The sequence below is a fragment of the Oceanicoccus sp. KOV_DT_Chl genome (genome assembly GCF_900120175.1).
Classification (GTDB): Bacteria; Pseudomonadota; Gammaproteobacteria; order Pseudomonadales; family Dasaniaceae; genus Oceanicoccus.
The window spans coordinates 987,028-1,007,295 of the sequence record NZ_FQLF01000002.1 but is presented as its reverse complement, the minus strand read 5'-3'; the positions used below and the strand labels follow the sequence as shown (position 1 = coordinate 1,007,295).

At 47.1% G+C, this 20,268-nt stretch carries 21 protein-coding genes and 1 pseudogene; all 22 read left to right on the top strand.

What is annotated here, in order from left to right:
* Positions 1 to 9 precede the first annotated feature (9 nt).
* The 22 genes and pseudogenes from UNITIG_RS08360 (at position 10) to UNITIG_RS08260 (ending at position 20,219) form a co-directional block, all read left to right on the top strand.
* On the top strand, positions 10 to 1,443 hold the full coding sequence (locus tag UNITIG_RS08360; RefSeq protein WP_101757963.1) for a carotenoid oxygenase family protein: 1,434 nt from the start codon (positions 10 to 12) through the stop codon (positions 1,441 to 1,443).
* 55 nt (positions 1,444 to 1,498) lie between these two features.
* Positions 1,499 to 2,470, top strand: coding sequence for a thiamine pyrophosphate-dependent dehydrogenase E1 component subunit alpha (locus UNITIG_RS08355; protein ID WP_101757962.1), 972 nt, complete (start codon positions 1,499 to 1,501; stop codon positions 2,468 to 2,470).
* A gap of 72 nt (positions 2,471 to 2,542) precedes the next feature.
* Positions 2,543 to 3,553, top strand: a complete 1,011-nt coding sequence (locus tag UNITIG_RS08350; protein ID WP_101757961.1) for an alpha-ketoacid dehydrogenase subunit beta — start codon at positions 2,543 to 2,545, stop codon at positions 3,551 to 3,553.
* A complete protein-coding gene (locus tag UNITIG_RS08345; protein WP_101757960.1) occupies positions 3,553 to 5,016 on the top strand; it encodes a 2-oxo acid dehydrogenase subunit E2 in 1,464 nt (487 codons plus the stop codon). The genes UNITIG_RS08350 and UNITIG_RS08345 overlap by 1 nt, the downstream gene beginning before the upstream one ends.
* Before the next feature lie 11 nt (positions 5,017 to 5,027).
* Complete coding sequence (gene lpdA / locus UNITIG_RS08340; protein ID WP_101757959.1) at positions 5,028 to 6,446, top strand: dihydrolipoyl dehydrogenase; 1,419 nt, start codon at positions 5,028 to 5,030, stop codon at positions 6,444 to 6,446.
* Positions 6,447 to 6,459: 13 nt separating this feature from the next.
* Positions 6,460 to 6,882, top strand: coding sequence for a Zn-ribbon domain-containing OB-fold protein (locus UNITIG_RS08335; protein WP_101757958.1), 423 nt, complete (start codon positions 6,460 to 6,462; stop codon positions 6,880 to 6,882).
* A gap of 78 nt (positions 6,883 to 6,960) precedes the next feature.
* Complete coding sequence (locus UNITIG_RS08330; protein ID WP_101757957.1) at positions 6,961 to 8,103, top strand: thiolase family protein; 1,143 nt, start codon at positions 6,961 to 6,963, stop codon at positions 8,101 to 8,103.
* Positions 8,104 to 8,132: 29 nt separating this feature from the next.
* Positions 8,133 to 8,771: an aromatic ring-hydroxylating dioxygenase subunit alpha gene (locus UNITIG_RS24210; RefSeq protein ID WP_235015319.1), complete on the top strand. Its 639-nt coding sequence runs from the start codon at positions 8,133 to 8,135 to the stop codon at positions 8,769 to 8,771.
* Complete coding sequence (locus tag UNITIG_RS24205) at positions 8,672 to 9,517, top strand: RHO alpha subunit C-terminal catalytic domain-containing protein (RefSeq protein ID WP_235015318.1); 846 nt, start codon at positions 8,672 to 8,674, stop codon at positions 9,515 to 9,517. The genes UNITIG_RS24210 and UNITIG_RS24205 overlap by 100 nt, the downstream gene beginning before the upstream one ends.
* A 31-nt stretch (positions 9,518 to 9,548) precedes the next feature.
* Positions 9,549 to 10,325: an SDR family NAD(P)-dependent oxidoreductase gene (locus UNITIG_RS08320; protein ID WP_101757956.1), complete on the top strand. Its 777-nt coding sequence runs from the start codon at positions 9,549 to 9,551 to the stop codon at positions 10,323 to 10,325.
* 61 nt (positions 10,326 to 10,386) lie between these two features.
* Positions 10,387 to 12,006: an AMP-binding protein gene (locus UNITIG_RS08315; RefSeq protein ID WP_101757955.1), complete on the top strand. Its 1,620-nt coding sequence runs from the start codon at positions 10,387 to 10,389 to the stop codon at positions 12,004 to 12,006.
* Between the two features lie 140 nt (positions 12,007 to 12,146).
* Positions 12,147 to 12,512, top strand: coding sequence for an SDR family NAD(P)-dependent oxidoreductase (locus UNITIG_RS25045; protein WP_101757954.1), 366 nt, complete (start codon positions 12,147 to 12,149; stop codon positions 12,510 to 12,512).
* 34 nt (positions 12,513 to 12,546) lie between these two features.
* The gene (locus UNITIG_RS25040; RefSeq protein WP_255399460.1) at positions 12,547 to 13,074 is read left to right on the top strand and encodes an SDR family NAD(P)-dependent oxidoreductase; all 528 of its coding nucleotides are present in this window, start codon (positions 12,547 to 12,549) and stop codon (positions 13,072 to 13,074) included.
* Positions 13,074 to 13,493 carry a hotdog fold thioesterase gene (locus UNITIG_RS08300; RefSeq protein ID WP_101757952.1) on the top strand — a complete coding sequence of 140 codons (420 nt, stop codon included), beginning with the start codon at positions 13,074 to 13,076 and terminating at the stop codon, positions 13,491 to 13,493. Before UNITIG_RS25040 ends, UNITIG_RS08300 begins: the two co-directional genes overlap by 1 nt.
* A 45-nt stretch (positions 13,494 to 13,538) precedes the next feature.
* Entirely contained in the window at positions 13,539 to 14,972 is a 1,434-nt protein-coding gene (locus tag UNITIG_RS08295) for a carotenoid oxygenase family protein (protein ID WP_101757951.1), read from the top strand.
* Between the two features lie 71 nt (positions 14,973 to 15,043).
* Positions 15,044 to 15,958 (top strand): SDR family oxidoreductase, encoded by a 915-nt coding sequence (locus tag UNITIG_RS08290; protein WP_101757950.1) that lies wholly within the window; start codon positions 15,044 to 15,046, stop codon positions 15,956 to 15,958.
* A gap of 48 nt (positions 15,959 to 16,006) precedes the next feature.
* Positions 16,007 to 16,762 (top strand): SDR family NAD(P)-dependent oxidoreductase, encoded by a 756-nt coding sequence (locus UNITIG_RS08285; RefSeq protein WP_101757949.1) that lies wholly within the window; start codon positions 16,007 to 16,009, stop codon positions 16,760 to 16,762.
* Positions 16,680 to 18,091 (top strand): annotated as a pseudogene (locus tag UNITIG_RS08280) (spinster family MFS transporter). The gene UNITIG_RS08285 and the pseudogene UNITIG_RS08280 overlap by 83 nt, the downstream one beginning before the upstream one ends.
* Before the next feature lie 13 nt (positions 18,092 to 18,104).
* Positions 18,105 to 18,449, top strand: a complete 345-nt coding sequence (locus UNITIG_RS08275; protein ID WP_101757948.1) for a DUF2834 domain-containing protein — start codon at positions 18,105 to 18,107, stop codon at positions 18,447 to 18,449.
* A gap of 45 nt (positions 18,450 to 18,494) precedes the next feature.
* Complete coding sequence (locus UNITIG_RS08270; protein ID WP_235015317.1) at positions 18,495 to 19,016, top strand: pyridoxamine 5'-phosphate oxidase family protein; 522 nt, start codon at positions 18,495 to 18,497, stop codon at positions 19,014 to 19,016.
* 78 nt (positions 19,017 to 19,094) lie between these two features.
* Positions 19,095 to 19,322: a putative quinol monooxygenase gene (locus UNITIG_RS08265; RefSeq protein WP_101757947.1), complete on the top strand. Its 228-nt coding sequence runs from the start codon at positions 19,095 to 19,097 to the stop codon at positions 19,320 to 19,322.
* 21 nt (positions 19,323 to 19,343) lie between these two features.
* Positions 19,344 to 20,219: an SDR family oxidoreductase gene (locus UNITIG_RS08260; RefSeq protein WP_159931124.1), complete on the top strand. Its 876-nt coding sequence runs from the start codon at positions 19,344 to 19,346 to the stop codon at positions 20,217 to 20,219.
* Positions 20,220 to 20,268 lie beyond the last annotated feature (49 nt).

Below are 20,268 nucleotides of genomic sequence, written 5' to 3'. Positions count from 1 at the left end.
TGAATTGCCATGACTACACGTCCTGCTATCGATACCAGCGATTATCCTTATTTACAGGATAATTATGCGCCTGTGTTAGACGAGTGCGCTTTCGATGAGGGCGAAGGCGGCTTGCGTGTTGAGGGTACAATCCCTGCCAACCTGACTGGAGCGTTCATGCGCAATGGTCCCAATATCGCGTGGCAACCCAATCATTATGTTTACCCTGCCGATGGCGATGGCATGATTCACGCGGTCTATTTTAAAGACGGCCGGGTACACTATCGTAATCGCTGGGTGCGCACCGCGGGCTTTCAGGTAGAAGAAAAACTGGGCAGATCCTGTTATGGCAGTGTCGGTAAAATTTATATGCCCGATGAAGAAACGCTGGCTGCTGGCGGCCCTGCCAGCCCATTAAAAAATTTGGCTAACACTAATATCGTGTGGCACGGCGGTAAGTTAATGGCGCTGTGGGAGGCGGGTAACGCCTATGCCTTGAATAGCGACCTCAGTACCGTGGGTGAGTGGGATTATGATGGCGCACTAAAGCCCGGTGATGGTTTGACCGCCCACCCGAAAATCTGTGGCCGCACTGGTGAGTTGATTACCTGCACCCAACGTTGGGATGCGCCATTTTACACCTTGCGTATTATGGATAAGAGTGGCAAACAGATACGCGAAAAAATTGTTGATATGCCTGATCGTGCCATCATGCATGATTTACAAATTTGTGGTGATTACGTTGTTATTTTTTATCCGCCGGCGTTTACCAATTTAGAAGCGGGTATGACTGGTGGTGATCCTTTTATCTGGAATGGTGATCAAGCCACCCGCATTTGTGCCATACCCCGTAACGGTGGTGAACCCATTTGGTTTGAAAAGTCGACATTTTTTAGTTGGCATTTCACCAACGGTTTTCAATCCGGCGATAAGTTATACGTCGATTATGTGTGGATGGCGACGCCGCCTTTTGGTCTGGATCCCAATAGTGGCAAAGAAAGCCAACTGCGCAATATGCATCGAATGACGCTGGATTTAAAAACCGGTGCCGTCACCGACGAAAAACTAGGTGCAACCTATTGTGAGTTTGGGCGCGCGGATGATCGCTTGTGTGGTCTGCCTTATCGCTATGGTTTTGCCGCTGCTTCCAGTGCCAGTGAATGGGACGGACCTAATCACGGTTACAGCGGTGTCATTCGCTATGATATGGATAGTGGCGATGCAGCGTTTTACGATTATGGAGAGGGCGTTAATGCTGGCGAGCCAGTACATATTCCCAATCCGGATAGTGAAAAAGAAGAAGACGGCTATTTGATGGCCTATGTAACAGATCCAAAACAAGGTGCGTTTTTATCAATCTTAAGTGCCGGTGATATTGAGCGCGGACCGTTAGCAAAAATATTTATACCCAGCCGTGTGCCCAATGGTTTTCATGCCAATTGGATGCAGGGTTTGACACTGTAACGAAAAATGTCCTGTGTGCAGGAATCAATAAATTTTAACAATAAAGAGGCGGAACATGTCCTTAGATAAAAAGCTATTTCTTGAAGCCTATCAAACGATGAAAACGATTCGGGAGTTTGAAAACCGTGTCAGTGATGAGTTTGGTAAAGGCAATATCCCGGGTTTTTTGCATTTGTATGCTGGTCAGGAAGCGATCGCGACCGGTATGTGCATGAACCTTACTGATGAGGATTACATCGTCAGTACGCACCGTGGTCACGGTCACTGTATCGCTAAAGGTGGTGATGTTGGCCAGATGATGAAAGAGATCATGGCGCGTGAAGGTGGTAGCTGTGCCGGTAAAGGTGGTTCTATGCACATTGCTGCAGTTGAGAAAGGCATGCTCGGTGCTAACGCGATTGTGGGCGGTGGGCCGCCGTTAATTGTGGGTGCTGCGCTATCTGCCAAAACGTTAGGTACCGATCGTGTTGGCGTGGCCTTTACTGGTGACGGCGGTTCTAACCAGGGCACTACTTTCGAGGCGATGAACCTGGCAGTGGTACTGAAATTGCCGGCTATCTTTATGTTTGAAAATAACGGTTACGGTGAAGGTACCCACGCTAACTACGCTGTGGGTTCAAAAGATATCGCCGGTCGCGCAGCCGGTTTTGGTATGCCCGCATTGAAGGTAGATGGCTCCGATGTATTTGCTGTTTATGAAACCTGTAAGCAAGCAGTTGATCACTGCCGTGCCGGCAAAGGCCCGATTACGATTGAAGCAAGTATTACCCGTTTTAAAGGTCACTTCGAAGGCGACCCGCAAGCGTATCGTGGTAAGGGTGAAGTGAAGCGTTTGATGGAAGAGCTGGATTGTTTAAAGATTGCCCGTGAAAAAGCCGTTAAACAAAAATTAGCTACCAAGGCGCAGCTCGATAAGATTGATAAAGAAGTGTTGGAGTATATCGACGTATCTGCCAAGGCTGGTTTAGCGGCACCGTCACCAGCTGTTACCGAATTGTTGACCGACGTGTATAGCTCGGAATATTAATCATCGATTAGAAATCGTTAACTTTAATCAATCACTTGTTATGCAGTGATAGGAACGACAGAGAATTTAACCATGCCAATAAAAACGTATAGACAAGCCATTAATGAAGCATTGGCGCAAGAGATGCGAAGAGATTCCACCGTCATTATTATCGGTGAAGATGTTGCCGGCGGTGCTGGCTGTGATGGTGATCGCGATGCTTACGGCGGCGTGATGGGGGTGACCAAGGGATTGTTCCCGGAGTTTGGTGAGGCGCGGGTTATCGATACGCCGATCACCGAGTCCGCCATTATGGGTGCTGCCGCTGGTGCTGCACAAACGGGTTTACGTCCAGTAGCTGAATTAATGTTTATGGATTTTCTCGGCGTCTGTTTCGATCAAATTTATAACCAGGCGGCAAAGTTTCGTTATATGTTTGGTGGTAAGGCGCAGTGCCCGATGGTGGTTCGCACGATGGCGGGCGCCGGCTTGCGTGGTGGCGCCCAACACTCACAAAATTTAACCCAGATGGTAACGATGGTGCCGGGCCTGAAAGTGGTTTGCCCGACCAATGCCTATGATGCCAAAGGTTTATTGACCCAAGCGATTCGCGATAATGACTGTGTGATTTTTGTAGAAGATAAATTCCTCTACGAAACCAGCTGCGAAGTGCCTGATGAGCAATACACTATTCCTTTTGGTGAGGCGAACTTTTTACGTCAGGGTACTGATGTCACTATCGTCGGTATTTCCAATACGGTTAATAAGGCCGTAGCCGTAGCCGATCGTTTGGCCGCTGAAGGCATAAGTTGCGATGTAATCGATCCACGGACTACTTCGCCTTTGGATGAGGAATCTATTTTAGAAAGTGTAGAAGTGACCGGTCGCTTAGTGATCGTTGATGAAATGACTCCTCGCTGCGGTATCGCTGCGGACATTTCCAGTATCGTTGCTGAAAAAGCATTTCACGCATTACGTGCGCCGATTAAGAAAGTCACTGCCGCCCATTCACCGATTCCATTTGCGCCAGCATTGGAAGATGCGTGGATGCCACAAGAAGCCGATATAGAAGCCGCGGTTCGCGAAGTGTTGGGGTACAAATAATGACAAAATTATATGCCTTGACTGTCCCCAAGTGGGGGATGTCGATGGAAGAAGGAGAGATCAGCGAATGGCGTGTAGCCGTCGGTGATCAGATATCCGTCGGCGATGAAATTGTAGATATAGAAACCTCTAAAATTGTAAACACGGCAGAAAGTACTGCTAGCGGTACGCTGGTTCGTATTATTGCCAATACTGGTGAAACACATTTAGTGGGGACGTTGCTGGCGATAGTGGCAGACGGCGAAACTACCGATGCCGATATTGATGCTTTTATTGCCGCGTTTGTTCCTGATGCCGGTTCCTCAGCGTTAGCTAAATCTTCGGTAACTGATGGTTCAGCGCCAGCGCCTGATGCGGCCAAACCTGCAGCGGCGCCAGCCCCCGTTGCGGCGGCCCCGGCAGCGACTTCAGGTTTGTCAGAAGGGCCTGATGATAGTGAGGTGAGCGCGTCAGTCGTTGCTCGTCGTATCGCAAAAGCGCATAACATTAATTTGCACAACGTTAGCGCTACCGGTCGTCACGGTAGAGTATCGAAAGCGGATGTTGAAAACGCTGCTGGTATTCGTGTGTTAGCGGCGCCTTCAGCCAGTAAAGCAACAGCTGCAGTGTCAGCGATGGCGGGGCGTTCGTCAGCCGATGATTCCCGTATTGCCGCGACGCCGATTGCTCGCCGCTTGGCTACCAAGCTGAATATTAATTTGAATGATGTGACGCCAACTGGTCGTCGTAATCGTGTCACTAAAGAAGACATTGAAAAAGCCGCAGTTGCCTTAACCGGTGTTGCAGATTATGAAGAGCAAACACTTACCGGCATGCGCAAAACCATTGCCGCGCGTTTAACCGAGTCCAAGCAAACGATTCCGCATTATCGCGTCAGTGTAGATATTGAAATCGACAGCTTATTGCAGCAGCGCAAATACATGAACGATTCACTTGGTCATGCCATTTCTGTGAATGATTTTGTGATCAAAGCTTGTGGCAGTGCATTGCAGCAAGTACCAGATGTCAATGTGCAATTTACTGGCGACAGTATTTTACGTTTTGATCAGGTTGATATCTCTATGGCGGTTGCTATTGAGGGTGGTTTGATTACACCGGTCATTCGCAATGTTGCCAATAAAGGCTTGCCACAAATTGCAGCTGAAGCAAAAGATCTGGCGCAGCGCGCCCAGAGTGGCAAGCTCACCGTGGATGAATACAAAGGCGGTACTTTCTCGGTATCCAATCTCGGTATGTTTGGTGTTGATCAGTTCGATGCGATTATCAATTTACCGCAGGCGGCGATACTGGCGATTGCCGCTGGTAAAAAGAAGCCGGTAGTGCGTGGCGACAATATTACCGTTGCGACTGTTATGCGGGTGTCTTTGTCCAGTGATCACCGTGCTATTGATGGTGCTGTTGCTGCTCAATTCTTACAGGCGTTGAAAGGATTTTTAGAAAATCCTGCGTCGATGTTGTTATAGAGAGTGTGACTGTGGCAGCTAAAGAGCTAGACCTCCAGCAATTTGATTTAGTGGTAGTGGGTGCAGGTCCCGGCGGTTATGTGGCGGCTATTCGCGCAGCACAGCTGGGGATGAAAACCGCCATTATCGAAAAACAGCATATGGGTGGTGTGTGTTTAAACTGGGGTTGTATTCCGACTAAAAGTTTATTGAAAAGCGCGGAAGTTTATCAAGCTATTCAACATGCGGATGACTATGGTCTGAGTGTGTCAGGAGCTGATTTTGATATTAAAAAAATCGTTAAGCGCAGCCGTGATATAGCCGCCAACTTAAGCGGTGGTATCAGCTACTTGATGAAAAAAAATAAAATCACTGTGATTGATGGCTTTGCAAAACTAAGTGCACCAGGTCAACTGGAGGTCAGTGTTGATGATCATGTGGTAGCGCAAGTGGCGGCGCCACATATTATTTTTGCGACTGGCGCTAGCCCGAGAGTGATTCCGGGTATGGAGCCTGATGGCAAAGTGGTGTGGACTGCTAAAGAAGCGATGACACCTACTAGTTTACCCAAATCATTATTGGTGGTGGGCTCCGGTGCTATTGGTATTGAGTTTGCCAGTTTTTATCGCAGCTTTGGTACTGAGGTGACAGTGGTGGAAATGCTGAATCGCATTTTGCCGCAGGAAGATGCCGATGTATCCAAAGCTGCTGAGCGTTCTTTTAAAAAGCGTGGAATGAAATTTTTTACCGGTGCCAAGCTTGATCAGTTAGAGGTGAAAAAAACCAAAGCCAATGCCAGTTGGACCGATAAACATCAAAAGCCGCATAGCGGTAGTTTTGATCGCGTTATTTTGGCAGTAGGCGTTGTTGCCAATACTGCCGGTTTAGGTTTGGTAGAACAAGGTGTGCAGTTAGATCGTGGCCAGGTAGTGGTCAATGAGTGGTCAGAAACCGCTGTTAAAGGTGTGTACGCAGTTGGCGATATGACCGCACCACCATTGCTGGCGCATAAGGCCAGTCACGAGGCGGTGATTTGTGTTGAAAAAATCGCCGGGCTGGATGATCTGGAGCCGCTTAATCCAATGTCGGTGCCTGGCTGTACCTATAGTTCGCCGCAAATTGCCAGCGTTGGTATGACCGAACAGCAAGCAAAAGATCAGGGCATTAGCGTGCGTGTTGGCAAGTTTGACCTAACCGCTTTAGGTAAAGCGCAAGCGATGGGTGAAACCGATGGCTTTGTGAAAACCGTGTTTGATGATGAAACCGGTGAGTTGCTGGGTGCGCATATGATCGGTGCCGAAGTAACTGAATTAATTCAGGGTTATGTGATCGCGCAAAAATTGGAAACCACTGAGGAAGAGTTGATGCATACCGTATTTGCTCATCCAACAATGTCGGAAGCCATGCATGAATCAGTGTTGGATGCGTTTAATAAAGCCATCCATAGCTAGAACGAGGTTTTGAATGACAAATAAAGTAGCAATTGCTGAAGGTTTGTTTACCTGGCCAGCGGAGAATCCGGCCTTGTTGGGTAGCCGTTGTCAGCAGTGTGGTATTGCTGATTTCCCCAGCAAGTTAAGTTGCATGGCCTGTGGCAGTGAGGATGTGGTGATTGAAGAATTGCCACGCCGCGGTAAGTTGTGGACCTGGACCATTCAGGGTTTTATGCCCAAGACGCCATACCATTCCGATGAAACACCAGAGACTTTTCGCCCCTATGGTGTTGGTTATGTGGAGTTGCCCGGTGCGGTTTGTGTAGAAAGTCGCCTGGTAGAAAATACCCCTGAGCAATTAAAAATCGGTATGGAAATGGAATTGGTGGTGGATACCTTCCGCCATGATGAGGCGGGTAATGAAGTGGTCTCCTTTGCCTTTAAAGCGGTTTAGTGTTTTTTGCTGTAATAAAAAAGCGTAGCAATAAAAGAATGGGCGTTAATGATTGCCCAGCAATGTAGAGAGAGATAGATGGACGTAGCAATTGTCGGTATCGGTATTCATCCTTTTGGTCGCACCCCTGAGCGCAGTGGTTTGCAGCAGGGCGCTTATGCCGCGCGGATGGCATTAAAAGATGCCGGCGTTGAGTGGAAAGATATGCAGTTTGGTTTTGGCGGTAGCGCCAGTGCCGGTAGTGCTGATGCGCTGGTAAATGAATTAGGCCTCACGGGCTTGCCATTTATCAATGTTGCCAATGGCTGTGCGACTGGCGGTAGTTCGATGCTATCAGCTTATAATGCGATTAAGTCCGGCGAATATGATATTGGCTTGGTGGCGGGTTTTGATAAGCACGACCGCGGTGCGTTTAACGCTGACCCTAAAGAGTTGGGTATTGGTGATTGGTACGGTGAAACCGGTTTGATGCTGACCACGCAATTTTTTGCGATGAAAATCCAGCGCTATATGGATAGATATAACATCAGTAAAGACGCGCTAGCCAGAGTGGCGCATAAAGCGTTTGTTAACGGCGCAAAAAATCCCAATGCCTGGCGCCGGCAAGAAATTTCAATAGAAGAAATTGCCAATGCGGTTATGGTCAGTGATCCGCTAACAAAGTATATGTTTTGTGCGCCGGGTGAAGGCGGTGTGTCTTTGGTGCTGTGTCGCGCTGATAAAGCCAAGCAGTACAATCCCAAGCCTATTTATTTAAAAGCCGCCGCATTTCGTTCGCGTCGCTATGGCTCTTTCGAAGTTTTCGCACCTTCACAGGCACTGGAACAAGTCGATGGTCCAACGGTTGATGCTGCTAAAGCCGCTTTTGAAATGGCTGGTGTGGGGCCAAAAGATATTGACGTATTACAGTTGCAAGATACTGAGTCCGGTGCAGAAATTATGCACATGGCAGAAAATGGTTTTTGTGAACACGGCGAGCAGGAACAATTAATTACGTCCGGTGCCACTCAAATCAATGGCGCAATGCCTATTAATACCGATGGCGGTTGTTTGGCTAATGGCGAACCCATTGGTGCTACTGGCTTACGTCAGGTGTATGAAACCTGTTTGCAGCTGCGCGGTGATGCTGGTGATCATCAGGTGCCTAATAATCCCGAGTTAGGCTACACCCATGTTTACGGTGCGCCGGGTATCAGTGCCGTCACTATTTTGCAGCGCTAGTTAAAAAATTTAGAACGAGGTTTACCCCCATGAATGAGAAAGTGAAATTAACGCCGGAACAAATTGCTGCCCGCGACCCAGCTGAATCATTTCAGGATTTATTGAATTTGGAAAAAGTCGAAGTGCCCGCTGCCTTGCGCGAGAGCACAGAAACTTACCTGGGCTCGAATGATATTGATGTAGACCGTTATCTCTCAAAAGAATTTTTTGACTTGGAAGTAGAAAAAGTCTGGCGTAAAACCTGGCAGGCAGCCTGTCGTGTCAATCGCTTGCGTGAAACTGGCGATTATTATGTATATGACATCGTCAATGATTCTATTCTGTTGACTCGCACCGAATCCGGTGAAATTAAAGCGTTTTATAATTCCTGTTTGCACCGTGGGCGTGCCTTGAAGCGCGGTTCGGGTAATGCCGACAATGTGCGCTGCCCTTATCACGGCTGGACCTGGAAGCTGGATGGTGAATTTGATTCAGCGCCTTGCCAGTGGGACTTTCCCCATATTGAAAAAGAAAACAATACATTACCAGAAGTCAGGGTAGATACCTGGGGGGGTGGGTATTTATCAATATGGATGAAAATGCACCGTCGTTGCAAGAGTATATGGAGGTACTACCGCAGCATATGGATCAGTGGAAGCACGAGCAGCGGTTTGTTTCGATGCATGTAGAAAAAGTGATTGCCTGTAATTGGAAGGTGGCTTATGAGGCTTTTATTGAGTCTTACCATGCCATTGCGACTCATCCACAATTGATGCCGTTTCAGGCAATCGATAATTCCCAGTACGATGTGTGGGGTGATCATGTTAGTCGCACCATCACCGCTTATGGTGTCGCTAACCCAACCCATGCCGATCTTTATACCGAGCAGCAATCGCTGGATGCGATGATGGCCTTGATTGATCTCGAAGACCGGCCACAAGTGCCACCGGGTATGACCGCACGGGAAGTCTATGCGCAGTTGAATTTGCCAGTTGCTAATGAACAGGCGGGGGAAGATTTTTCTGAGCGCACCACTATGTCGGAATTGATGGATTCAACCTTGTATTCATTATTTCCTAATTTTGCACCATGGGCTGGTCATGGCACGGTAATTACTTATCGCCATCGCCCCAATGGTGATGATGTTGAAAGCTGCATCATGGAAATTTTCTTGTTGACGCGCTATCCCGAAGGCACTGAATCGCCTGCTGATGCACCCACCTACCGCTTGAATATCGATCAGCCCTTCAGTGAAGGTGCCGAGGTCATGGGCGCTGGCTTCTCCAATGTGTTTAATCAGGATGGCGCGAATTTGCCGCAGGTACAGAAAGGCCTAAAGGCCTCCAAGAAAGGTACCGTGAGCTTGAGTAATTATCAGGAAGTACGTATTCGTCATTTTCATCAGACACTCGATAAATATATTAACGCTAAATAATTTTAATCAGTAGTTTACTGTCGGACATGTTATGAACGATTTATTAAAACCCTTTTCATTGGCAGGCAAAGTCGCGCTGGTGACCGGTGCGTCCAGCGGCTTTGGTCACCACTTTGCAAAAGTATTAGCAAAAGCCGGGGCGAAAGTGATTGTCGGTGCGCGCCGTGGCGACCGCTTGGCTGCATTGTGTGAAGAAATTAAAGCCGATGGTGGTGAAGCCACTGCGGTGAATATGGATGTGACTGACACTGCCAGTATTACAGCGGCTTTTGATGAAGCGGAGCAAGCCTACGGAGTTATTACAATTGTCATTAATAATGCAGGCATCACTATTCCTAAATTGTTATTGGATTTAACCGATGACGACTGGAATGGTGTTATCAATACTAACCTCAATGGTGTTGCCTTTGTTACCCGTGAAGCCTCCAAGCGTATGGTCGCTGCAAAGACAGCAGGCAGCATTATAAACATTGCATCGATTACCGCTGAGCGATTGCAAAAAGCACTGACCAGCTATTCGGCGGCAAAAGCGGCAGTAGTACAGTTTACTAAAGCGGCAGCGTTAGAGTTGGCCCGCCACAATATTCGCGTCAATGCTATTTCTCCTGGATATTTTAATACTGAGCTTAATAGCGAGTGGTTTAAGACTGCTGATGGACAAGCGCTTATACAGCGGGTGCCAACACGTCGTATTGGCCAGCTAGATGAATTAAATGGCCCGCTGTTATTGCTGGCTTCCGATGCGGGCTCCTTAATGACGGGTGCAAATATCACCGTCGATGGTGGCCATGTTTTATCTGAGTTATAGAATAATTCTGCAATCGGCGGCACGTGTTGTTCGCCACTTAATTTAATTGAGGCTAGCTGTAATGATTAATCCATTGACTCAAGCTCGAATTGAACGTGATGGAGCGTTGTGGTCAAACTTGACTATCGCAGATTGTGCGTGGCGTAAAGCTGAAGCTATTCCTGATGATGTGGCAATCTTTTTAGAAGATGAACCTGCCATTACTTTTGGGTCTATCGCAGAAGAAGCACGACGGCTGATTACCGGCTTACAACAACTGGGCATGGAGCAGGGCGACGTGGTGAGTTTCCAGTTGCCGAATTGGCGTGAGTCGGTAGTGCTCGACATCGCTGCTTCTGCCATGGGCTTAATTGTTAATCCGATTATTCCAATTTATCGTGATCGCGAATTGCGGTTTATTTTAAAAGATGCGCGTACAAAATTAATTTATATACCCGAGAAAATTCGCAGTCTGGAATTTCCTGCGATGATAGAGGCGCTACAAGCTGATCTGCCAGATTTGAAACATATTGTTACTGTCCGTGCCGAGCATCATCACGAAGGCATGTTGCGGTTTGAAGATTTGATTGATAATAAGCCTGCAGCAATAAAAGCTTTGCCCGTTGTAGATGCCAATTCTATCAAAACGATTTTATACACTTCGGGTACCACCGGTAATCCTAAAGCTGTTTTACATAGCCACAATACACTCGGCCGCGTTATTCAAAATTCCGTTGATTGCTGGCAGATGAATGGCAGCGATATTATGTTGATGCCCTCACCGGTGACGCATATTACTGGTTACGGGTCGGGTATGGTGCTGCCATTTATTACGCCAGTGAAATCTGCCTTGATGGCGCGTTGGGATGCGGATGCCGCAGTTGAATTTATTTTGCGCACAGGTGCCAGCGCCAGTGTCGGGGCAACCCCTTTTTTGGTTGAGTTATTAGCTGCGGCCAAGCGGCATAACACCGGTTTGCCGACCATGCGTTTATTTGCCTGTGGTGGGGCTGCGGTGCCACCACAATTAATTCATCAATGTTATGAGCAACTGGATAATTGTCGCGCGTTCCGTGTGTATGGCAGTACCGAGGCGCCGGTTATCACTCAAGGCTTTGTGCGTGAAGGTGAGCAGCAATTAGCTGCTGAAACTGACGGTATGATTTACGCTTATGATGTAAAAATTGTTGATGATGAAGGCAGTGCATTGCCAATTGGCGTTGATGGTGAAATTGCTGCACGGGGTGCCGGTATGATGCTGGGCTATGCCGATCCAGAACAAAATGCAGCAGCGCATGACAGTGACGGTTATTTTTATACCGGTGATATTGGCGTGCGCACAGCAGATGATGCCATCCTTATTACTGATCGCAAAAAAGACATAATTATTCGCGGTGGCGAAAATTTAAGTGCTAAAGAAATTGAAGATGTTCTGCACGACCACCCACAAATAAAAGAAGCCGCTGTGGTTGCTATGCCTCACGAACGTTTGGGCGAAGGTGTCTGCGCCTATATTATTCCCGCGAGCAAAGATCATGGTCTGGATTTGGCCGTTATCGCTGCTTTCGCAGATCAAGCGGCATTGGCCAAGCAAAAAATTCCCCAGCATATCGAATTGGTTGATGATTTACCGCGCACCGCTAGCGGTAAAGTTAAGAAAGATATTTTACGTAAACAGATTGCTGAAGCTTTATCAAAATAGCATCAGGTGAAATCGTTAACTGTTGTGCCGTTGGGGGTACAGCAGTCAATGCAGATAATTGCCGCGATGCAGATTGGTTTGTGGGAATAGAGCTTAGCTGTTGTCGAATGTAGAAAGCATAGCCCTACGAGGATATACCGATGGTATTTACCGTTCATTCAACTACCGATGAGGTTGTCGCTGATTTAGAGCTGAGCTCTACTGTGGCAATCATCACCGGCGCTTCCGGCGGTTTGGGTGCGGAAACTGCCCGGGCGTTGGCCGCAAAAGGGGCGACGGTGGTGTTGGTGGCGCGAGATGCTGACAAGTTAGCTGCGCAAGCGCAAGAGATTATTAGCAGTACGGGTAACGCCAAGGTCTTTAATCAGGTAATGGATTTAGCGGATTTGGATTCTGTGCGTTCAGCGGCGCAAACGCTGCTTGAAACTTACCCGGTGATCAATGTGTTGATCAATAATGCAGGCATTATGGCTTGTCCTTATAGTCAAACAGTGCAGGGGTTTTGAGTCGCAGATTGGAGTTAATCATATTGGCCATTTTGTGTTTACGCAATCGCTTATTCCACGATTAAAAGCGTCAGCGCCCGCGCGCATCGTAGTATTAACGTCCGGTGCGCATAAATTAGCAAATGTAGATTTGGCCGATTTGAATTGGCAAGCGCGGGAATATAATAATTGGCTCGCCTATGGCGCGTCGAAAACAGCGAATGCGCTTTTTGCTACAGAACTGCACCGACAATTAGCAGCATTCAATATTACTGTAAATGCTGTGCATCCCGGTGTGATATTTACTGATCTGGCGCGCTACTTAAAACCGGAAGATTTATCGGCAATGGCGGCACCGGGGATGAAAGTGAAACCGGTAGCAGTCGGTGCGGCAACAACGGTGTGGGCGGCGGTAAGTCCGCAGTTGCAAGGGCAGGGCGGATATTATCTTGAAGATTGTCATGTCGGGGTGGAGTTGGATCAAAGTCACGCGCTGGCAGGTTATTGTGACTATGCACTTGATAGTGATAACGCTAAAGCCTTGTGGGATAAAACTGAAGAATTGATTGCAGGAGTAAGCTGATGTCGATTTGGAAAAGTCCGATTTCTGTTGAAGAAGCAAACGGTTTTTCGCTCAATACTTTGGCGGCAACACTTGATATACATTTCACCGAAGTGGGTGAGGATTATGTCGTAGCCACCATGCCAGTGGATCATCGCAATCACCAACCGATGGGTATTTTGCATGGTGGTGCTTCCGTAGCTCTAGCGGAAACGGTAGGTAGTTTTGCTGCACAAATGGCTGCAGAGCCAGGCTATGGATGTGTCGGTTTGGATATTAATGCTAATCATTTGCGCAGTGTGCGTGAAGGATTAGTTACCGCCATCGCCAAGCCGATACACATTGGACGGTCGACCCAAGTGTGGGAAATTAATATCTTTGATGCCGCAGATAGAAAAGTCTGTGCATCCCGTTTAACCATGGCAGTACTGAAAATTTAGCAAAAGACTATTTAACAAGCTGTCAAAAGAACTGGAGTGTGACTGATGAAACGTAGAGATTTTCTTCAATATAGTGGATTAGGTGCTATGGGCGTTGCTGCCACCTCGGTAATGACGGGTTGCACAAAAGAGGAGCCGATAACAAAGTTTTGGCAACAGGGAAATTTCAGACCTGTCAGCGAAGAAGTCACTGAAACCAAGTTAGTGGTTGAAGGTGCAATCCCACCAGAGTTGAGCGGCTTGTATATTCGCAATGGCACCAATGAATCTACTGGTATTGCTGATCACTTTTTTGGTGGCGACGGTATGGTACATGGCGTGCGTTTGGAGAATGGCGAAGCCAAGTGGTATCGCAATCGTTATATCGATACCCCGGTATACCGCAAAGAAAAAACAGGTTTTGGCGCGCCCAAGCCGGAACATACTACCAGCGCAGTATCAGTGATTCATCACGGTGGTGAGTTAATGGCCTTGGGTGAATTTGGTTATCCGTATTTATTGGATGCGGACGATTTATCGACCAAGGGTGTGTTTAATTATGACGGCAAGCTGACCGGGAATATGACAGCGCACCCAAGAATTGACCCCGAGACCGGTGAGTTGATTTTCTTTGGGTACAACGTCATGGCGCCTTACCTTACGTATATGCGCGCAGATGCTGCGGGTAATATGCTGCAGGTTGAGCCAATCACTATGTCCGGTCCCAGTATGATTCATGATTTTGCGGTAACAAAAAATTATGTTGTGTTTATGGATATGCCGGTGCGGTTTTCCTGGTTTTCTGCTGTCGCTGGTAGTGGTTTACCCTTTAAATGGGATGATGGCCACGTTACCCGTTTTGGCGTAATGCCGCGCACGGGAACTGACGCTGATGTGAAGTGGTTTGATATTCCTTCCTGCTTTATTTTTCATATCATGAACTCCTTTGAGCAAGGTGATGAAGTGGTATTTGATGCTGCACGTTACGATGCGTTGTGGGTCAAAGATTCCAATGACTTTTTTCATCCTGCTCGTCTCACCCGTTTTAGTATGAATATGAAAACCGGTAAGGCATCAGTGAATCAAATTTATGAAAAAGCGATGGAGTTTCCACAGGTCAATCGCCAGAAATGGACACAGCCTTATCGTTACGGTTATAGCCTGGCAGTCGATGAAGTGAATGACACCCCGGATTTAATTGAGCAGTCAGAAGGGGGGATTCGTAAATATGATTTACAAACCGGTGAAGTTGATGCCTATATGCCGGGTGTTGAATATACGCCTGGCGAGGCAATATTTATTCCTGCACAGGAATCGGGCGGCGGTGAAGACGAGGGTTATCTAGTCAGCTTTATCTATGACAAGAATACCCGGACCAGTGATTTTTGTATTCTGGATGCGACTAATGTTAGTGCTGGTCCTATTGCCAAAGTTAAATTACCAGTACGAGTGCCCGTTGGTTTTCACGGCGTGTGGGTGCCTGATTCAGCCATGAGCTAAAAATGCAGTGTCGTTTTCCATAAACGCAGCTGTTAGGGCTGCGTTGGTGGACTAATAATAATGAGAAAAATATGACAAGGTTTAATCGCTGGTCGACAGCGGAAAAAGTTTCTGAAGGTGTTGATTTAACCGGTAAAAACGCACTGGTTACCGGTGCTAACACGGGTTTAGGTTTAGAGACAGCGAGAGTGTTGGCGCTGCGTGGTGCCAACGTAATTCTGGCGTGTAGAAATCAGGAAAAAGCAGAGCTTGCCCGCGCCAATATAATTAATAAAGGTCAGGGTGCTATACGGCCTGAGCAGCTGGATATATTGTTACTGGATTTAAATTCGTTGGCCAGGGTAAAAGATGCTGCTAATGCATTCTTGTCCTGGGATCGGCCGCTGCACCTGCTGATAAATAATGCCGGTATTATGATCCCTATGGAGCGTCGAACAGAGGATGGTTTTGAGGCGCATTTAGGTATTAATCATCTCGGACATTTTTTATTTTTCAATCTTATAGTTGATGCTTTAATCGCAGCCAAGGGCGCTCGTGTCGTTGTTGTTTCCTCGGGGGCGATGGCTATGGCTACCCTCACTCCCGAGTTAGAAGATTTAAACTGGCAACAAAGAAAGTTCAGCGGCATGCGCTCTTACGGTGACTCCAAATTAATGAATTTGTTATTTGCCAAAGAGTTGACCAAACGATTTTCGACAGAGGGGATTGTTGCTAATGCGGTTCACCCAGGCGTAGTGGCGACTGAATTAGCGCGAGACCAAAGTTTAGGTTTTATGTTGTTAGGGGTTTTAGCTTTGCCATTTGCAAAAAATGTTAAACAAGGCGCTGCTACCAGTGTTTATGTGGCTACAGCGCCTGACTATGCAGACCGAGGTGGTTTGTATTTTGGTAATTGCAGCGAGTGGAAGCCTTCGTATCAGTTAGCTCAGGATGAAAATACCGCCAGTGCTTTGTGGCAACGCAGTGGTGTACTTACCGCACAGTAACTTTTCGCTAGAGAAATTACTGTATTAGAAAAATATAAGAGGTGTTGGATGGGAACTTTATCAGGAAAAACCGCCGTAGTACTGGGTGCATCAGGTAGCAGTAATTTTGGTTCGGCAATTGCTCGCCGGTTGGCGGCTGAAGGTGCCAATGTGGTTGTTGCAGCCAGACGTAAACAAGCGCTTGAAGATCTTGCGACTGAAATCGATGGCTTCGCTGTCGCCTGTGATGTTACCGATGAAGCGCAGATAGAAGCCTTATTTGATGCGTCGATAACAAAATACGGCCAAGTCGACATTGCCATTTTTTCAGCGGGTGTCCATGCTGCCGGTGCTATCGCAGAACTTAGCGCTGATCAAATTCGTCCCACTCTGGAAATCAGTTTTATTGGCGCGTTGTTATTTTTTAAACACGCTGCTCGAGTGATGGTTAATGGTGGTTCTGTATTGACTATCTCTTCATTAACCGCTCGTTTACCGGGACCTGGTTTGTCAGTCTATGCTGGCGCGCGGGCGGGAATAGATTATGCATTGAAGATAGCTGCGGTTGAGTACGCGGCCAATAAAGTACGCTTTAATTCTATTGCTGCCGGTCTAATTCAAACGGATATGACCGATGGTTTTTTTGCGATGGAGTCGGTTATTAACGCCCATCTTGAAGAAACGCCTGCCGGACGTATGGGTACGCTGGACGATATGGCAGAAGCTGCTTTGTATCTGGCCGATGATTCCCGTTCAGGTTATATCAATGGCCAGGTTCTGGATTTGGCCGGTGGTCAGCAGATGGGGCGCTTACCGCGTTTTTAATGTTGCTACTATGACCAAGCCTTCAGATTCACATGACCCAACTTTGTTGCCCGACACCTATAGTCGGCCAGCATCGCGATATTATTTACTGGGTATTTTAACGCTTATCTACGCTGTTAATTTTATCGATCGGCAATTGCTGGCCATTTTACAAGAGCCGATTAAACAAGAGCTAGGTTTGAGTGATAGCCAGTTGGGTTTGTTAACCGGTTTTGCCTTTGCTGTATTTTATGTCACGGCAGGTATTCCCATTGCCAGCCTTGCCGATCGCGCAAACCGCCGCAATATTATTGCCGTTGTGCTGAGTGTGTGGAGCGTGATGACCGCAGTCAGTGGTTTTGCTCAAAACTATTGGCAATTATTAGCCGCCAGAATCGGCGTGGGTGTAGGCGAAGCGGGATGTAGTCCACCAGCGCATTCGATGTTGTCGGATGTGTTTCCGCCGGGGTTCCGCGCTACTGCTTTATCGATATATTCCTCCGGGATCAATATTGGTATTTTATTTGGCTTTTTATTGGGCGGTTGGCTAAATGAATATTTTGGCTGGCGGGTCGCTTTTATTGTGGTCGGTTTACCGGGGTGTTGTTGGCGTTGGTGGTTCGTTTTACTGTGAAGGAACCCATTCGAGGCTACTCAGAAAACCGCGCGCAGTCTAATGAAGTTAAACCGCAATCAAGCGTAAAAGCAGTGTTAGCTTTATTTTGGGCTAGCCCCAGTTTGCGGCATTTAATTGTTGCCGGCTCGCTGACCGCTTTCAGCGGATATAGCCTTTCAAGCTGGATGGCCTCATATATTATTCGCACTTATGGTATGGCCACCGGCGAACTGGGTACCTGGTTAGCCTTAACCATGGGTTTGTTTGGTGCCGTCGGCACGTTGGCTTCAGGCGTGATCGCCGATAAATTAGGTCGTAAAGATCAGCGCTGGTATATGTGGCTGCCTGCTATTGCTGCCGCGATTGCGATGCCTGCGTTTGTGGTCACGATGATGGCGACAACCGCAAAAGCAACATTGCTGCTGAATATTATTCCTACTTTATTATCGACAGTTTATGTTGGCAGTTGTGTGGCGATGATCCACGGCGTATTGGGTGTGAATATGCGAGCAACCGGCTCAGCCATATTTTATTTCATTATTAATATTATTGGTCTGGGCATGGGACCGTTTTTAATTGGTGTCAGTAGCGATTACTTGCAAGCGGATTACGGCGTGGCATCTTTGCGCTATGCGATGATCGGACTTATTTCCGGCGCCGGACTTTGGTCGGTGTTTCACTATTGGATGGCTGCTAAAACCTTGCGAGAAGATTTAGCAGCTGCGCCACAATAATTGGAGGAATGTTATGAGTGCTTTGCGTGGCGTGTATTTATTGTTGGCAATAGCCGGGTTGGTGATACCGTGGTATTTCAACTTGCAATTCATCGCTGAATCTGGAGGAGGCTTTGATGTTGCGGAGTTTATCGCCGCTAGCAGTAGCAATGCAGCGTCAAGTTCTTTGAGTTGGGATTTAACTATTGCCTGTCTAGCCGGTTTGATCTGGATTTACGCTGAGAGCAAGCGTTTACAGATGCCATTTTTTTGGGTCTATATCGTACTGGCCTTTACCATTGCTTATGCTTTCGCTTTTCCTTTATACCTGTTTTTCAGGCAGGGAAAACTGGAGCAATCTGAAAGAAAAAAATTATAAACTAATCGCTAACTATTAGCGTTAATCAATCAAGAGGAAATAATAATGTCAAACGAATTGCAAGGTTATGAAGACGTTACGCTTTATGGTCTAACCCCTGAGCGTGAACAGGAACTACTCGACAAACAAATCGAATGTAATTTTGTGTGGTCCAATAAAAGTGGTCATGGCTTGGGTGTGATCATGAATTATATTGCCAAAGATGGTTCTATTTGGTTGACGGCTACCAGCCAACGGGCACGCGTTAAAGCGTTGCGCCGTGATCCACGTGCTTCAGTCGTTATCTCGAGTATGGGTACTGATATGGGCCCAGGTAAAACAGTGACTTATATGGGTACCGTAACAATCCATGATGATCAGGCAACTAAAGATTGGTTTTATCCAGCGATGGCCGAAATTATTTCACCTTATCCTGCACCTACGGTTGAGGCGGCTATTGAGCATCTTGATACGCCATTGCGCGTGGTTTTAGAGCTGGTACCAGAAAAAGCAATCAAGTTTGATGGTGATAGTATTTCCAAAACTTCTTATGAAGGTCAAGTTCCTGGTCAAGAAAAATCCAGTTAAGGAGATATTGATATTGGAAATTTCAATTTTAGTCAGCTGCCCATTATTTTGGAAAAGTTATCAGCGTAACTGGAATTATTGCGTGGTGTTGCACCGAATACAGGTGCTGACGAAGGTTGTATTTCCTTTGATATCTTGTTGGAGCAAAACCAGACTGCCCGGGTTTTCTTTGTAAAGCGTTGGCAGTCAATGGCCTGTTATAAAAAGTATACTGAGTGGCGTATCGCGACCGGTATGATGGAAACTATGGCACCGTTTCTAGCTGGAGCGCCAGACGTTAAATATTGTAAGAGTCTGGCCATGTAATGTCTTAAGAGAATGCTTATCATGAAAAAAGTCTTAGTCGCAGGTGCTACCGGTTATCTTGGTAAGTTTGCTGTACAGGCGTTTAAGCAACAGGGGTATTACGTGCGTGTGCTTACTCGCAGTGAAGAGCGCTTGTATCAACCTGGACCATTTACTGCGCCAGCGCTAACCAAAGCTGATTTTGATGAAGTGTTTCTGGGTGAGGTCACCAAACCGGACACCTTGGTTGGTATGTTAGACGATATCGATATTGTGTTTTCCTGTGTCGGTATTTCGCGGCAAAGGGATGGCCTTACGTTTGAACAGGTAGATTATCAGTGCAATAAGAGTTTAATCGACTTGTGTGCTGGTTCGTCAGTTACCCGTTTTACTTACGTTTCCATGCAGGGTGCAGAAAATATTATGCAGCTTGCCATCACCAAAGCGCATGAAAAAGTAGTCGGTGCATTAAAAACGTCCGGCTTGGAATACCGAATTGTGCGCCCGTGCGGATACTTTTCGGATATGGGTGCTGTGTTTGATATGGCAAAAAAGGGTCGCGCTTTTTTGGTGGGCGCCGGTACCAATAAGATGAATCCGATTTATGGCGGTGACTTAGCTCAGGCCTGTGTTGAAATTACTGCAGGTGATGAGCTGGAAGTTGAAGTGGGTGGTCCGGATATTATGACCCAGCGTGAAGTCGTGGATTTAGCCTTTGAAGTGGTTGGTAAGCCGGTGAAAGTCACGGTAATTCCAATGTGGCTTGCCAGAGGTTTGGTAAAATTTATCGGTCTGTTATCTACCCAGTTTGGCGATCTGGCTGATTTTATAGTGACCGCTGGAGAAATTGATGGCGTCGGCCCCCGGCGCGGAACTACAACCTTACGCAGTTATTTTGAACAGTTAAATTCAGCGTAGTGATAGTGTCCACATAAAGTGACAATTTTCGCGTAAAAACCGTCACCAC

Bases quoted from the DNA above. Each gene is read 5' to 3' on its own strand.
- UNITIG_RS08300 (WP_101757952.1), top strand. From the start codon at position 13,074: ATGTCGATTTGGAAAAGTCCGATTTCTGTTGAAGAAGCAAACGGTTTT.
- UNITIG_RS08260 (WP_159931124.1), top strand. From the start codon at position 19,344: ATGAAAAAAGTCTTAGTCGCAGGTGCTACCGGTTATCTTGGTAAGTTT.
- UNITIG_RS25045 (WP_101757954.1), top strand. From the start codon at position 12,147: ATGGTATTTACCGTTCATTCAACTACCGATGAGGTTGTCGCTGATTTA.
- UNITIG_RS08285 (WP_101757949.1), top strand. From the start codon at position 16,007: ATGGGAACTTTATCAGGAAAAACCGCCGTAGTACTGGGTGCATCAGGT.
- UNITIG_RS08290 (WP_101757950.1), top strand. From the start codon at position 15,044: ATGACAAGGTTTAATCGCTGGTCGACAGCGGAAAAAGTTTCTGAAGGT.
- UNITIG_RS08275 (WP_101757948.1), top strand. From the start codon at position 18,105: ATGAGTGCTTTGCGTGGCGTGTATTTATTGTTGGCAATAGCCGGGTTG.
- UNITIG_RS24205 (WP_235015318.1), top strand. From the start codon at position 8,672: ATGGATGAAAATGCACCGTCGTTGCAAGAGTATATGGAGGTACTACCG.
- UNITIG_RS08355 (WP_101757962.1), top strand. From the start codon at position 1,499: ATGTCCTTAGATAAAAAGCTATTTCTTGAAGCCTATCAAACGATGAAA.
- UNITIG_RS08350 (WP_101757961.1), top strand. From the start codon at position 2,543: ATGCCAATAAAAACGTATAGACAAGCCATTAATGAAGCATTGGCGCAA.
- UNITIG_RS08360 (WP_101757963.1), top strand. From the start codon at position 10: ATGACTACACGTCCTGCTATCGATACCAGCGATTATCCTTATTTACAG.
- UNITIG_RS08295 (WP_101757951.1), top strand. From the start codon at position 13,539: ATGAAACGTAGAGATTTTCTTCAATATAGTGGATTAGGTGCTATGGGC.
- UNITIG_RS08320 (WP_101757956.1), top strand. From the start codon at position 9,549: ATGAACGATTTATTAAAACCCTTTTCATTGGCAGGCAAAGTCGCGCTG.
- UNITIG_RS24210 (WP_235015319.1), top strand. From the start codon at position 8,133: ATGAATGAGAAAGTGAAATTAACGCCGGAACAAATTGCTGCCCGCGAC.
- UNITIG_RS08270 (WP_235015317.1), top strand. From the start codon at position 18,495: ATGTCAAACGAATTGCAAGGTTATGAAGACGTTACGCTTTATGGTCTA.
- UNITIG_RS08335 (WP_101757958.1), top strand. From the start codon at position 6,460: ATGACAAATAAAGTAGCAATTGCTGAAGGTTTGTTTACCTGGCCAGCG.
- UNITIG_RS08345 (WP_101757960.1), top strand. From the start codon at position 3,553: ATGACAAAATTATATGCCTTGACTGTCCCCAAGTGGGGGATGTCGATG.
- UNITIG_RS08330 (WP_101757957.1), top strand. From the start codon at position 6,961: ATGGACGTAGCAATTGTCGGTATCGGTATTCATCCTTTTGGTCGCACC.
- UNITIG_RS08315 (WP_101757955.1), top strand. From the start codon at position 10,387: ATGATTAATCCATTGACTCAAGCTCGAATTGAACGTGATGGAGCGTTG.